The sequence below is a fragment of the Lysobacter sp. CA199 genome, from assembly GCF_052078715.1.
Taxonomy (GTDB): domain Bacteria; phylum Pseudomonadota; class Gammaproteobacteria; order Xanthomonadales; family Xanthomonadaceae; genus Lysobacter.
In genome coordinates, this window is sequence record NZ_JBQJIL010000004.1 from 379,792 (window position 1) to 392,800 (window position 13,009).

Consider the following 13,009-nt stretch of genomic DNA (forward strand, 5'->3'; position numbering starts at 1 on the left):
AAAAGCAAAAACGGCGAACCCGATAGACATCGCAGCTCGATCCCGACGCACCCACGCATCGGCCGTTGTCATCGCTGCATCGCGTACCCGCGTTCCCCGCTGCGGGCGGCCGATTCGGTACCGCGACTTCAAATCCTCGACGTCAACCCAACGACGTCAGGCCCACGACTCCCCAGCCGCGTCCAGCGTGTCCACCACCACCCGCTGAGTGCGGGTGATCTCGACGATGCGCGAACCTTGCACTGCGACTTCGATCCGGCCCGCGCCCAGCTCGCGCACCGCTTTGAGCAGCACGTACTCGGTGTGGCTGAGGTTGACGATGTTGATTTCCGGTTCGCGATCGCGGGCGATTTCGTAGCGCACGGTCGAGACCTGCGTCGTTTCGGCGCCGGCCGGCGGTTTGCGCGCGCGGCTCGGGGCCGGTTTGCGTGGGGCGGCGCGGGTCATGGCCGGTCTCCGTAGTGGATCGACGCCGCATCGGCCAGGAAGGTGGCGTCCAGCAGCGAGGGGTCCAGCGCCGCCGCGCCGAAATCCGGGGCCAGCGCCAGTTCGCTCAAGCTGCGCCGGTCGAGCACGTGCGAGAGCGCGTCGCGTGCCTCGCGCATCAGCGATCGCAGGCTGCAGGCGTCGGGATCGGGACAGTCGGCGCAAGGCTGATACGCGCTGACGCTGGCGCAGCGCACCGGCGCCAGCGGACCGTCGATGGCGCGGATCAGGTCGCCGACCATGATCTGGTCGGCCGGGCGCGCCAGCGAGTGACCGCCCTTCTGGCCGCGGCGACTGTCGATGAAACCGGCCTCGCGCAGGTCGACCAGGATCGATTCGAGAAACTTGCCGGGCGCGCCGCTGTGCTCGGCGATCGCGCGCGCCTGCAGCCGGCCGTGACGGGGCGCGTAGGCCGAGTCGGCCGGCAGTCGGCCGCCTTCGGCGCGCGCGAGCGCGCACATCGCGCGCAGGGCGTACTTGGCCTTCATCGTCAGCATTTCCCAGTCACCATGTAGGAAATGTGGCCGCGGACGGGGGCCGAGGGGAAAAGGTAATGCTTTATCTGCTTATGACGAGGGGGTATGTGGGGACATGGCGGCCCTCATCCGCCCCCCGCCTTCGCGGGGGCAGGCTCTCCGGGCACCTTCTCCCGTAAACGGGAGAAGGGAAGGGCTCTAGCCTCTCTCCCACGTAGACGAGAGATAGAAAATGGCTTTAGCCCCTCTCCCGTTTACGGGAGAGGGGTTGGGGTGAGGGCCGCACGCGTTGTCGCATCCCCGCGCCACCCCGTTACGATGTCCGCCAATGCGTTCGCTCAAATCCCTCCCGCCGCTGGCCCGCACCTGTCTGTGCGTGCTCGCCGCCCTCGCCGCCGTGTGCTGGTTCGCCCCGTTGTTCGGCCGTTACGGCCCGGTGCTGCCGGATTGGGAATCGCTGTCGGCCGCGCCCGGCGCCGCCGGGCATTGGTTCGGCACCGACGCCATCGGCCGCGACGTGTTCGCGCGGACCCTCGCCGGTGGGCGTCTGTCGCTGGGCATCGGCTTGCTGGCCAGCGTGGTCGCACTGGTGATCGGCCTGAGCTATGGCGCGATCGCCGGTCTGGCCGGCGGCGCGGTGGAGCGATTGATGTTGCGCGTGCTCGATGTGTTCTCGGCGCTGCCGTTCCTGTTGGTGGTGATCTTGCTGCTGACCTTGTTCGAGCGCTCTCTTTGGCTGCTGCTGGCGGCGATCGGCGGTTATGTCTGGATCGATCTGGCCCGGGTCATGCGCGCGGAGGCGGCGCGTTTGCGCGAGGCGCCGTTCGTGCTGGCCGCGCAAGCGGCGGGCGCCAGTTTCGGCCAGCGCCTGCGCTGGCACGTATTGCCGAACCTGATGCCGCTGGCGTTCGTGTATTTGGGCCTGATCCTGCCGCAGGCGATTCTGGTCGAGAGTTTTCTCGGCTTTCTGGGCCTGTCGATCGACGAGCCGTCATCCAGTTGGGGCGGCCTGCTCGCCGAAGGCGTGCAGGAGCTCGACAGCGCGCCGTGGACGCTGTTGTTTCCGGCCGGTTTCCTGGTCGCGACCCTGGCCGCGTTCCAGTTTCTCGGCGACGGCCTGCGCGATTGGCTCGACGTGCACGGCGACACCCGCGCCGACGTCGCGCCCGCCAAGGTCGCCAGCGCATGAGCGCGTGGCTGCGACTGCAGGACTTGTGCGTGCAAACGCATTCGCGCGCCGCGCCGCCGCGGCGTTTGCTCGGCCCGATCGATCTGGAACTGCAGGCCGGGCAGTGCCTGGGCGTGGTCGGCGAAAGCGGCAGCGGCAAGAGCCTGACCGCGCTGTCGCTGCTGGGCCTGCTACCGCCGCAATTGCACGCGCACGGCCGCTTGGACGTCGATGGCGCGCCGGTCGAACTGGCCGGCGCCGCGCACGCACGCTTGCGCGGCCGCGGCCTGGCCTGGGTGCCGCAGGATCCGCTGGCCTCGCTGCATCCGCTGCGCCGGGTCGGCGCGCAACTGACCGAAACCCTGCGCGCGGTGCGCGGGCTGGGCGCCGCCGCCGCGCAGAACCAGGCGCAGGCCTTGCTCGAGCGCGTGCAATTGCCCGATCCGGCCTCGGCCTTGCGCCGCTATCCGCATCAGTTTTCCGGCGGCCAGCGTCAACGCATCGCCATCGCCCTGGCGCTGGCGACGCAGCCGCGCGCGCTGATCGCCGATGAGCCGACCTCGGCCCTGGATGCGCGCATCGCCCGCGACATTCTCGATCTGCTCGATCGCCTGCGCCGCGAAGACGGCCTGTCGTTGTTGTTGATCAGCCACGATCTGCCCCTGGTCGGCGCCTACGCGCAGCAGTTGCTGGTGCTCAAGCGCGGCGAAGCGATCGAGCGCGGGCTCACGGCTGCGGTGTTCGCCGCACCAGCGCAGGCCTACACCCGCGAGCTGCTCGCCGCCGACCGCATCGCGGCCTTGCCCGAACCCTCAGCCGCGCCGAACGCAGCGCCGGCCTTGCTCAGCGGCGAAGGCCTGCGCATGCGTTATCCGCGCGCGCCGCAGCCGGCGCTGGACGGCGTGGACATTCAATTGCATCGCGGCGAAGGCCTGGCCCTGGTCGGCGAAAGCGGCAGCGGCAAGAGCACGCTGGGCCGCGCGTTGCTGCGGCTGTTGCGCGGCGCGCAGGGGCGGGTGTGCCTGGACGGTGTGGATTTGGCGTCGTTGGACCCGGCCGCGTTACGCAGGCTGCGCGCGCGTATCGGCGTGGTGTTCCAGGATCCTTACGCGTCGCTCGATCCGCGCATGCGCATCGCCGAGGTCGTCGCCGAGCCGCTGCGCATCCACGGCGAGCGCGATGCCGCGTCGCGTCGCGCGCGCGCCGGCGAACTGTTGCGTTCGGTCGGCCTGGAGACGGACATGCTCGATCGCTATCCGCATCAGTTCTCCGGCGGACAACGTCAGCGCATCGCGATCGCGCGCGCGCTGTCGACGCAGCCGCAGCTGTTGGTGTGCGATGAGGCGGTGTCGGCGCTCGATGCGCATCACCGTGCGGCGATTCTGGCCTTGCTGGTCCAGCTCAAGCGCGAACGCGGCCTGGCCCTGCTGTTCGTCACTCACGATCTGGCCGCGGCGGCGGCGGTGGCCGAGCGCATCGCCGTGCTGGAGGCGGGCCGCATCGTCGAGACTGGAGCCACCGCGCAGGTGTTGCGGGCGCCGCAGCACCCGCACACGCGGGCGCTGCTCGCCGCGCGCCCCTCGGCGTAAGCCGATGCCGGCAGGCGCGCCGCGCCGAGGATCAGATTAAGCCGCCGCCGATGCTCAGGCGGATGATGCCGACCACGATCACGATGCCGTTGAGAATCAGCCCGGTCTTGGCCCGGCCGCTGTGTTCGGAACGGGTGAACAACAGACCGATGGCGGCGATGATCGCGCCGACCGCGGCGAAGGGAATCAGGAACCAGTTACCCCAACCCAGCAGGGGAATCAGGGCGAGGATCATCCAAACCAGTGCGAAGATGCCCCAGAGCAGGCTGATCATTCCCATCGTTTTGCACTCCATTGGCGGCCGGATCGGCCAGCTTGTCGAAACTAGTGCCTTCCCCGTGAATTTCAAGTGCCGGTCGTCGCTGCGACTTCGAACGGCCGGATCGTGGCGCGAAGTCGCTATTGCGTTTGCAAGGCACCGCGAAGTTTTTGTGGGAGGGAGCTTTAGCCCCGACGCCTTTCGATCCGGTCGATGCACAGTTCGGCAGCGCCTGAGCGAAAGGCGTCGGGGCTAAAGCTCCCTCCCACAAAAGCGTCCGTTGCAACAGCTTTTCCGAATCCCGAATCCCGAATCCACGCCTACCCATGCACGCCGTCGATCTCCACCCGCAGCTCATGCCGGCAGATCGCCGCATGCAGCAGGATGCGCGGCACGCGGTCGCCGTAGCGGCGATCGAGTTCGGCGGCGACGGTGGCGATCTCTTCGACATCGCGCACGTAGACCTTCAGGCACGACCCCGGGCCGAAGGTATTCGACAAGCTCGGGCGATGCTGGCGCGCCGCGCCGATCAGGCTGTCGAAGTTGGCCAAGGTTTCTTCGAGCTGCGCGCTCACCGACTCAGCATGCTTGGATTCGTGTCCGACCACCGCCGCGGTGCCCGACAGCAGCAACGGCATCGCCGCCGGTTGCGGCGGCAGCATCGCGCGGGCGAAGCTCGGTGGCTGCGGACCGTATTGGCGCGGGTAGCGGTAGGCGCTGACTTGGCGCGGATTCTCCAACGGCGTGCCCGGCGTGCGCGAAGCCAGCCAGTACACCTGCAGGCGGCGCGCGCCGTCGACGCGGCCGATCGCGGTCGCCGCCGGCAAGCGCGCGATCGGGAAATCGCCCAGTCCCGCGGCGCGGCCGACGCAGAACACGCGATAGCGTTCTTCGTCGCCGTGGCCCAGGGTGATGCCGTCCAGATAATTCCAAATGCGCAGCAACTGCGGATAGCCGCGTTGGGCGGTGAACGCGATCAGCTTGCGGTACAGATACTCGGCCGCGCGCGCGATCTCGCCGTTGGTGGCCTCGCCCGGCAGCGGATCGGGCTCGTCGAATTCGATCACGCCGAATTGCAGCGCGCCGTCTTCGGACCAAGCCAGATCGCCGTCGCGGCCGCACACGACCGGGCCGTTGGCGCGCCAGCGCTCCAGCCGGCGATCGCCGAACGGTTCCAGGGCCACGCGCAGATAGCGCGGGTCGTCGTGGTGCGGCGCGTTCTCGCCGAAGCCGAACACCGCCAGGGTGTCGTCGTGCGCCAGCAGTTGTTCGGCGGTGGCCTCGAGGTAGTCAACCTGCAGTCGCGCGCCGGTCATCATCGCGGGCGCGGCGCTCACGGGTTGCCCTGCTGCAGCGTGTCGCCGCGGAAATCCACATCGACCTGGCGTTTGCGCCGCAACCAGCCGCGCAAGGCCTGCGGCGCCATGCGCACGGCGGTCAAGGCATAGACCAGGCGGAAGAAGCGCAGGCGGCGCAGCACGGCTTTGTTGTCGAACACGTCGCCGGCGAGCATCGAGATCACCGCCTGTTCGACCTGCCAGTGGTTGCGCGGCGCATTGAACAGCTCGCGCATGACCGGCGTGGTGAAGCGGTAGATGAACCACTGGAAATGCTTGAGCCCGCGCTTGAGCCGCACCGTCATCTCGCGTTGCAGCGCGGCTTCGCGCGCCGGCTCGCGCAAGGCGCCGTCGACCACCGAGGCGGCCTGTTCGCCGCTGTTCATGCCCAGGTAAACCCCGGACGAGAACACAGGATCGACGAAAGCATAAGCGTCGCCGACCATCACCCAGCCCGGTCCGGTCATGCGCGTGCAGGTGTAGGAATAGTTGCCGGTCACGTGCACGTCGCCGCAGCGCTGCGCGCCTTGCATGCGCCGCGATACCGAGGGTTCGGACTCCAGGGTCTGCATCAAGAACGCTTCGGTCTCGCCGCGACGCTGCTTGAGGTATTCGGGAAAGCACACCGCGCCCACGCTCATCACATCGCGCTGCAACGGGATCAGCCACATCCAGCCGTGGGCGAAACGCTGCACGGTGATGTTGCCGGCGTCTTCGCCCTCGCGGCGCTGCACGCCGGTGAAGTGGCTGAAGATCGCCGCCGATTGGTGCAGCGGATTTTTCTGCTTGAGTTTGAGCTGGCTGCCCAGGAAGGTGTCGCGGCCGCTGCCGTCGATCAGATAGCGCATCCGGATGCGCAACTCGCCGCCGTCGTGACCGCGCGCGATCGCCGCAACCGGCCGGCCTTGTCCGTCGAACTCGACTTTCTCGACCTTGACCTGTTCGCGCGCGTCCACGCCGTTGGCCTGGCTGTGGCGGAACAGCAACTGGTCGAACTCCTCGCGCTTGACCTGGAAGGCATAGCCGAAGCGCGGGTTGAGCGCGCGTTCGAAGCGGAAGGTGTTGTAGCGCTCTACGTCGATCGGAAACTCGGCGCCGGGCTTGTGGATGCCGATCGCGCGGACCTGTTCGAGCACGCCCAACCGTTCCAGGATCGCCAGATTCATCGGCAGCAGCGATTCGCCGATGTGGAAGCGCGGATGGCTGCCTTTCTCCAGCAACAGCACCTTCCAGCCCTGACGCGCGAGCAGGGTCGCCGCGGTGGTGCCGGCCGGGCCGCCGCCGATGACCAGGACGTCGGCGTCCAAATGGGTGATGGGAGCAGGCGTGACGGACGTCGGGGAATCGGACGAAGGCGCGGCGGCCATGGCGGCCGTCCCGAGCGCGGAAGCGGGTGAGTTCATGCGCAAATGATAGCCTGCGGCCCCGCCGGACAGTGCGCCGGCCGCGGCGCTTCGCGGGGCCGGCCTGGGACTGGCTGAATCGTTCAACTCATTGAAATTAATGGTGATTGATGGCCGGAGGTGGGGTCGGGCGGGGGCTGGGCAACTGCGACTTGTTGCACGATCTGTCGCGATGAAGGATCGTTGCGCCCCTCGCTCATGCCGCAACCGGATCACACGATGTCTGAACAAAGCCCTGCCGAACGCGAACTGGCGCAGCTGCTGGTCGAGAGCCTGAACCTGGAAGACGTGGCGCCGGAGCAGATCGAGCCGGAGGCGGCGCTGTTCAACGACGGGCTGGGCCTGGATTCGATCGACGCGCTGGAACTGGCGCTGGCGATCACCAAGCGCTACGGCTTCCAACTGCGTTCGGACAGCGACGAGAATCGCCGCATCTTCGCCTCGCTGCGCGCGTTGTCCGCGCACATCCAGCAGCAGCGCGCCGCCTGACCCGCAGCGTCGGCGGCGATATCGCATTCGCCGCGGCCCCATCCCCAACCAATCCCCGCCCGCTCCCGCCGGACCGTCTTCCGTGACCGATCTTTCGTCCAGCGCCAGCGGACCGGCGCGCGTGCTGCTCGCCATCGCCTATCCGTTGCTGGCGCATTGGGCCAGCCACGACGGCAGCGGCGTGTTGGCGGCCTTGGCCTTGGCCGATCTGGTGGTGTTCGTCACCGTCGACGGATTGCTCGCGCCGCGACTGCTGGCGTGGATGGCGACCCTGGTCCTGCTCGGCGCGCTCGCGCTGTCGGCCGCCACGCCGTACGCGCAAATGCTGTTGTTGACCCCGCCGGTGCTGTTCAACGGCTGGTTGGCGTGGTGGTTCGCACGCAGCCTGCGTGCGCCGCGGCAGGCGCTGATCACCCGCATCGTCGCCGCCCTGCACGGTTGCGCGCCGGAACAATTGACCCCGGAGCTGTACCGCTACACCCGCCGCCTGACCGCGTTGTGGGCCTGCGTGCTGGCGCTGTTGGCGCTGGTCAACGGGGTGCTGGCGACGATCGCGGTGCCCGACGGCCTGCTGGCCCGGCTCGGCCACCTGCCGGCGATCGCGATCAGCCGCGAGCAGTGGTCCTGGTTCGCCAACATCATCAATTACGGCGTGGTCGGCGGCATGTTCGCGGTCGAGTACCTGGTGCGGCGACGCTTGTTCAAGCAGCGGCCGGAGACCGGGTTCTTCGATTTCCTGCGCAAAATGGCCCAATTGGGGCCGAAATTCTGGAAAGAACTGTTTTCCTGAGGTTTCCGTTCTCCCGCTCGCGGGAGAAGGCGCCCGGAGAGCCTGCCCTGGTGAAGGCGTGGGGCGGATGAGGGCGCGCCTGGGCCGTTTACCCTCGCCCCAACCCCTCTCCCGCACGCGGGAAAGGGGCTTTGCATGGGCAAACTTGGAATCTGCATGAAAACTGCGGGTTTACGTCACGTTTCCTGGTGGCCTGCTTTATCCTTCGACGTCACCTTCCGCGCCGCCTGATTACCGCACCATGCAGTTCGTTATCGCCGCCGACCATCCCTGCCTTCCGGGTCACTTCCCGGGCCGGGCGCTGGTGCCCGGGGTGCTGCTGCTGGAACGGGCGATCGAAGCGGTGCAAGCCGCGCACGGCCCCTTGGCCGGCGTGCGGCTGCCGCAGTTGAAGTTTTTGCGGCCGTTGTTGCCTGAGCAAAACGCCGAAGTCGAACTCGAAACCCTGGGCGCGACGCGCTGGCGGTTCCGAGTGCTGCATTCGGGCGAAATTTTGGCCAGCGGCGAGATCGTCGCCGATGCGCCCGCCATCGTTTCGCCTTCCGCTCCTTCGCCTGCCACGGACGCGCACGCATGAACGCCTCGCATTGGAAGCAACGCCCGGAAGGCGGCAGCCGTTTCGCCTTCCATTTGATCCGCTTCATCGCCAGCAACGGCGGACGCGCGATCGCGCGGCTGACGCTGTACCCGATCGTCGCGTACTTCCTGATCGTGCGCGGCCCCGAGCGGCGCGCCTCGCGCGCCTATCTGGCGCGGGCGCTCGATCGCGCGCCGGGCTTGTTGGACGTCGCGCGCCACATCCACACCTTCGCCGCGACCATTCTCGACCGCGTCTACATGCTGCGCAGCGGCATGGACCGGTTCGAGGTGAACGTCAGCGGGCTGGAGCCGCTGGACCGGCAGATCGAGCGCGGCCAGGGCATGCTGTTGTTCGGTTCGCACCTGGGCAGTTTCGAGGCTTTGCGAGTGCTCGCGCGGCAGCGGCCGGAGGCCAAGGTGCGGGTGGTGCTCGATCGCGCGCACAACCCGCAGCTGACCCAGTTGCTCGATGCCTTGGACCCGCAGATCGCGCGCAACGTCATCGATGCCGGCCAGGACGGTCCGTCGATCGTGCTGGCGATCAAGCAGGCCACCGACGAGGGCGCGATCGTCGCGCTGCTGGTCGATCGCGCCGCGCCGGGCGAGGCGTCGACGACGGCCTGCTTCCTCGGTGCCGGCGCGCCGTTTCCGACCGCGCCATGGCTGATCGCAGCCGCGTTGAAGTTGCCGGTGGTGCTGGCCTTCGGCCTGTATCGTGGCGGTTCGCGTTACGACCTGGTGTTCGAACCGTTCAGCGACGGTGTGGCGATCGAACGGCATAACCGCCCGGCGATACTCGCCGCGCTGGTCCAGCGCTATGCCGAACGCTTGCAGCACCATGCTCGCAACGCGCCGTACAACTGGTTCAACTTCTACGATTTCTGGCCTGCCGATGACGCTCAACAAGTCTTGCCTGACGCTGGCGCTGATGTTCGCCGCCGGGTCGCCGCACGCCGCTCCGGTTACTGACACGGTCGCGCAGGCGGCGTCGGCCGCCGATGCGGCACAAGCGGCCGATCCGGCCTGGATCCTGCCGCGTCTGGCCCAGCCGATTCCGGCGCGCAGCGATTTCGTCGAAGTGCGCGGTTCGCCCTTGTTGAAGGCGCCGCTGCGCGTGGCCGGCGAGTACCGCCGTCCCGACGCGACCACGCTGGTGCGCGAGGTGCGCGAGCCCTACGCGGAAACCACCACCATCCGCACCGGCGCCAAACCGGGGCAGGGCGAGGTGGCCATCGTCCGCGCCGGCAAGCCGGCGAAGAAATTCTCGCTGTCGCGCGCGCCGGAACTGGTCGCATTGCAGGCGAGTTTCGGCGCGCTGCTCGGCGGCGATCGCGCCGCGCTGGAGCAGCACTACCGCCTGACCGCCGAAGGCACGCGCCGGCAATGGACCATCACCCTGACGCCGAAGGATGCACGGGTAGCCGCGCGGATTCGCGAGATCGTCCTGCTCGGCCGCGATGATGAACTGCGTTGCATCGAAACCCGGCCGGCGCGCGGTAACGAACAACAGCGCACCTTGCTCGGCGGTGCCGCGCGCGCCGCGGCCGGCGTCGCCGACGCCAGTCAGTTGGCCGCGCTGTGCCGCGGCCACGGCGCCGCGCGTTGATGACGCCCGCGCGCAGGATCGGCCTGGCCCTGCTGTGGCTGGCCGCGCTCGCGCTCGCCGGCTGGGCGATCGGCGCGAACCTCAAACTCAGCGGCGATCTGCGCCGCTTCATGCCCAGCGCGCAGACGCCGGCGCAGAAGCTGCTGATCGACGAACTGGGCGAAGGACCCGGCTCGCGCCTGCTGCTGCTCGCCATCGGCGGCGACGATCCGGCCGTGCTGGCCGCGCAATCGCAGGGGCTGCGCGAGCGATTGGCCCGGCAGCCGCAAATCAAGCTGGTCGCCAACGGCGCCGGACTCGGCCTGGATGCGGTGCCCGAACGGCTGCGTCCGTATCGTTACCTGTTGTCGCCGACCTTGGACGAGCAGGCGCTCGACGGCGCGTACCTGCGCGAACAACTCGATACCCGCGTGCAGGATCTGGGTTCGCCCGCGGGCGAGTTGATCGAACCCTTGCTGCCCGCCGATCCCACCCTGGAAATGCTGCGCCTGGCCGAAGCCTGGCAACCGGCGCAGGCGCCGCAGACGCTCGACGGCGTGTGGTTCGACCGCGCGGGAAAACAGGCCTTGCTGGCGGTGGAAACGCGCGCGGCCGGTTTCGATCCGACCGGACAACAGGCTGCGATCGCCGCGATCGACGCCGCGTTCGCGCAGGTGCGCGGCGCCAGCAAGGCCGAACTCACCGTCAGCGGGCCGGGCGCCTTCTCGGTCGAGATCGGCGGACGCACCCAGCGCGAGGCCAGCCTGATCGGCACCATCGACAGCCTGGTGTTCATCGCGCTGCTGTGGCTGGCGTATCGCAGTTGGAAAGCGCCGCTGATCGGCGGCCTGCCGCTGGCGACCGCGGGGCTGGCCGGGCTGGGCGCGGTCGCTGGCGTATTCGAAGGCGTGCATGGCATCACCGTCGCGTTCGGCTTCACCCTGATCGGCGTGGTCCAGGACTATCCGATCCATTTGTTCAGCCATCAGCGCCCCGGCCTGTCGCCGTGGGCGAGCGCGCGCAGTTTGTGGCCGACGCTCGGCACCGGCGTGGCGTCGACCTGCATCGCTTATCTGACCTTCTTCGTGTCCGGCGTCGACGGCTTGCAGCAGTTGGCGGTGTTCACCATCGTCGGCCTGGCCACCGCGGCGCTGACCACGCGTTTCATGCTGCCGGCGCTGATCGATCCGGCGCCGCGCGACGTCGCCCGATCGCAGCGCCTGGCGCGGGTGTGGAACGCGCTGGCGCGCTGGCCGCGGCTGGGCGTGGCCAGCGTGTCGTTGATCGCGGCGCTGGCGTTGGCGGTGATTCTGTTCGTGCCCGGCGCGTTCTGGCAGAACGATCTGGCCAAGCTGACCCCGGTGCCCGAGGCGGCGATGGCGCGCGACATGCAATTGCGCGACGAACTCGGCGCGCCGGACGTGCGTTACGTCATCGCTATCGAAGGCCGCGCCGCCAATGGCGACGCCACCGAGGCGGCCTTGCAGGCCTCCGAGGCCTTGCTGCCGGAACTGTCGATGCTGCGTCAGCGCGGCGCGATCGCCGGTTACGATCTGGCCGCGCGCTATCTGCCCAGCGCCCGGACTCAGCGCGAACGTCAGCGGCGCCTGCCCGAACCGGCGCCGTTGCGCGCCGCGCTCGATGCCGCGGTCGCCGCCAGCCCGTTCCGCGGCGACGCCTTCGCCGACTTTCTGCGCGACGTCGAACGCGCGCGCCATGCGCCGCCGCTGAGCGTGCGCGATCTGGCCGGCACGCCGTTGGCGGTCAGCGTCGAGGGCCTGCTGCTGCAACGCGGCGATCACACCACCGCGTTGGTGTCGCTGACCGGCCTGCGCGATCCGGAAGTGGTCGCCGACGTGGTGGGCAAGCACGGCGCGCAGTTGCTCGATCTCAAGCAGGCCTCCGAGTCCCTGGTCGCCGAGTACCGCGGCCGGGTGCTGATGGCGCTGGCGCTGGCCGGCGTGCTGCTGGCCGCGGCGGTGTGGATCGCGCTGCGATCGCCGCGGCGGGTGCTGCGGGTGCTCGCGCCGATGGCGCTGACCACGCTGCTGATCCTCGCGGTGCTGCGCGGATTGGGCGTGGAGTTGAATCTGTTCCATCTGGTGTCGTTGATTCTGGCGGCCGGCCTGGGCCTGGATTACGCCTTGTTCTTCGATCACGCCGGCGACGACCGCGCCGAACAACTGCGCACGCTGCATGCGGTGATCGTCTGCAGCCTGACCACGCTGATGGTGTTCGCGCTGTTGGCGCTGTCCTCGATCCCGGTGCTGCGCGCGATCGGTGCCACGGTCGCGCTCGGGGTGATGTTCAACTTCGTGCTGGCCCTGCTGATCGTGCGTGAGCCTGCGGCGATGTTGCCGGCACAGGACGACGATGCGGACGCGTGAGGACATCGCCGCGCTGATTCCGCATCAGGGCCTGATGTGCCTGTGGGAAGAGGTCGTGGAATGGGACGAGGAGCGCATCGCTCTGCGCAGCCACGGCCATCGCGATCCGCGGCATCCGCTGCGCAGCGGCGGGCGCCTGCATGCGGTGCACCTGTGCGAATACGGCGCGCAGACCATGGCGGTGCACGGCGGTTTGGTGGCGTCCAAACAAGGTGCCGTGGCCAAGCCCGGCGTGCTGGTGGCGCTGCGCGGAGTGCAACTGCATCTGGCGCACATCGACGATCTGCCCGGCGCGCTGGAAGGCATCGGCCGCAAGCTCATCGACACTGGCGAAAGCTGGCAGTACGAGTTCGAGATCCGTCACGCCGGCGCGTTGATCGCGCACGGGCGGGCGGCGGTGATGGCGCGGACCGACTGATCCGGCGTAGCCGTTTCGATCGCGCGTGGTTGTGTGGTTGGGG

14 protein-coding genes are annotated in these 13,009 nt (G+C 68.8%); 9 read left to right on the forward strand and 5 right to left on the reverse strand.

Going from position 1 to position 13,009, the window contains the following annotated elements; all coding sequences use genetic code 11:
- Positions 1-156 precede the first annotated feature (156 nt).
- Positions 157-447, reverse strand: a complete 291-nt coding sequence (locus ACTOWJ_RS09055) for a hypothetical protein (RefSeq protein WP_441334273.1) — start codon at positions 445-447, stop codon at positions 157-159.
- Positions 444-983 carry an RrF2 family transcriptional regulator gene (locus ACTOWJ_RS09060; protein ID WP_441334274.1) on the reverse strand — a complete coding sequence of 180 codons (540 nt, stop codon included), beginning with the start codon at positions 981-983 and terminating at the stop codon, positions 444-446. The genes ACTOWJ_RS09055 and ACTOWJ_RS09060 overlap by 4 nt, the downstream gene beginning before the upstream one ends.
- A 307-nt stretch (positions 984-1,290) precedes the next feature.
- Between ACTOWJ_RS09060 and ACTOWJ_RS09065 the strand changes: the two genes are divergently transcribed.
- Positions 1,291-2,151 carry an ABC transporter permease gene (locus ACTOWJ_RS09065; RefSeq protein ID WP_441334275.1) on the forward strand — a complete coding sequence of 287 codons (861 nt, stop codon included), beginning with the start codon at positions 1,291-1,293 and terminating at the stop codon, positions 2,149-2,151.
- Entirely contained in the window at positions 2,148-3,719 is a 1,572-nt protein-coding gene (locus tag ACTOWJ_RS09070; protein WP_441334276.1) for a dipeptide ABC transporter ATP-binding protein, read from the forward strand. The genes ACTOWJ_RS09065 and ACTOWJ_RS09070 overlap by 4 nt, the downstream gene beginning before the upstream one ends.
- Before the next feature lie 31 nt (positions 3,720-3,750).
- On the opposite strand, the gene ACTOWJ_RS09075 is transcribed toward ACTOWJ_RS09070, so the two are convergent.
- The 3 genes from ACTOWJ_RS09075 to ACTOWJ_RS09085 all read right to left on the reverse strand — a co-directional run bounded on the left by ACTOWJ_RS09075 (position 3,751) and on the right by ACTOWJ_RS09085 (position 6,718).
- Positions 3,751-3,993: a hypothetical protein gene (locus tag ACTOWJ_RS09075; RefSeq protein ID WP_441334369.1), complete on the reverse strand. Its 243-nt coding sequence runs from the start codon at positions 3,991-3,993 to the stop codon at positions 3,751-3,753.
- Positions 3,994-4,298: 305 nt separating this feature from the next.
- Positions 4,299-5,297: a chorismate transformation enzyme, FkbO/Hyg5 family gene (locus ACTOWJ_RS09080; RefSeq protein WP_441334370.1), complete on the reverse strand. Its 999-nt coding sequence runs from the start codon at positions 5,295-5,297 to the stop codon at positions 4,299-4,301.
- A gap of 14 nt (positions 5,298-5,311) precedes the next feature.
- Entirely contained in the window at positions 5,312-6,718 is a 1,407-nt protein-coding gene (locus ACTOWJ_RS09085) for an NAD(P)/FAD-dependent oxidoreductase (RefSeq protein ID WP_441334277.1), read from the reverse strand.
- A 219-nt stretch (positions 6,719-6,937) separates the two neighbouring features.
- Here ACTOWJ_RS09085 and ACTOWJ_RS09090 point away from each other — a divergent pair, with 219 nt between their 5' ends.
- The 7 genes from ACTOWJ_RS09090 to ACTOWJ_RS09120 all read left to right on the forward strand — a co-directional run bounded on the left by ACTOWJ_RS09090 (position 6,938) and on the right by ACTOWJ_RS09120 (position 12,966).
- Positions 6,938-7,207: a phosphopantetheine-binding protein gene (locus ACTOWJ_RS09090; RefSeq protein ID WP_441334278.1), complete on the forward strand. Its 270-nt coding sequence runs from the start codon at positions 6,938-6,940 to the stop codon at positions 7,205-7,207.
- Positions 7,208-7,289: 82 nt separating this feature from the next.
- Entirely contained in the window at positions 7,290-7,997 is a 708-nt protein-coding gene (locus tag ACTOWJ_RS09095; protein ID WP_441334279.1) for a ketosynthase, read from the forward strand.
- A gap of 241 nt (positions 7,998-8,238) precedes the next feature.
- Entirely contained in the window at positions 8,239-8,574 is a 336-nt protein-coding gene (locus ACTOWJ_RS09100) for a hypothetical protein (protein ID WP_441334280.1), read from the forward strand.
- Positions 8,571-9,545 carry an LpxL/LpxP family acyltransferase gene (locus ACTOWJ_RS09105; RefSeq protein WP_441334281.1) on the forward strand — a complete coding sequence of 325 codons (975 nt, stop codon included), beginning with the start codon at positions 8,571-8,573 and terminating at the stop codon, positions 9,543-9,545. Before ACTOWJ_RS09100 ends, ACTOWJ_RS09105 begins: the two co-directional genes overlap by 4 nt.
- The gene (locus ACTOWJ_RS09110; RefSeq protein ID WP_441334371.1) at positions 9,505-10,182 is read left to right on the forward strand and encodes a LolA-related protein; all 678 of its coding nucleotides are present in this window, start codon (positions 9,505-9,507) and stop codon (positions 10,180-10,182) included. Before ACTOWJ_RS09105 ends, ACTOWJ_RS09110 begins: the two co-directional genes overlap by 41 nt.
- Positions 10,182-12,548: an MMPL family transporter gene (locus ACTOWJ_RS09115; RefSeq protein WP_441334282.1), complete on the forward strand. Its 2,367-nt coding sequence runs from the start codon at positions 10,182-10,184 to the stop codon at positions 12,546-12,548. Before ACTOWJ_RS09110 ends, ACTOWJ_RS09115 begins: the two co-directional genes overlap by 1 nt.
- Positions 12,535-12,966, forward strand: a complete 432-nt coding sequence (locus ACTOWJ_RS09120; RefSeq protein ID WP_441334283.1) for a phosphotransferase — start codon at positions 12,535-12,537, stop codon at positions 12,964-12,966. Before ACTOWJ_RS09115 ends, ACTOWJ_RS09120 begins: the two co-directional genes overlap by 14 nt.
- Positions 12,967-13,009: the final 43 nt, after the last annotated feature.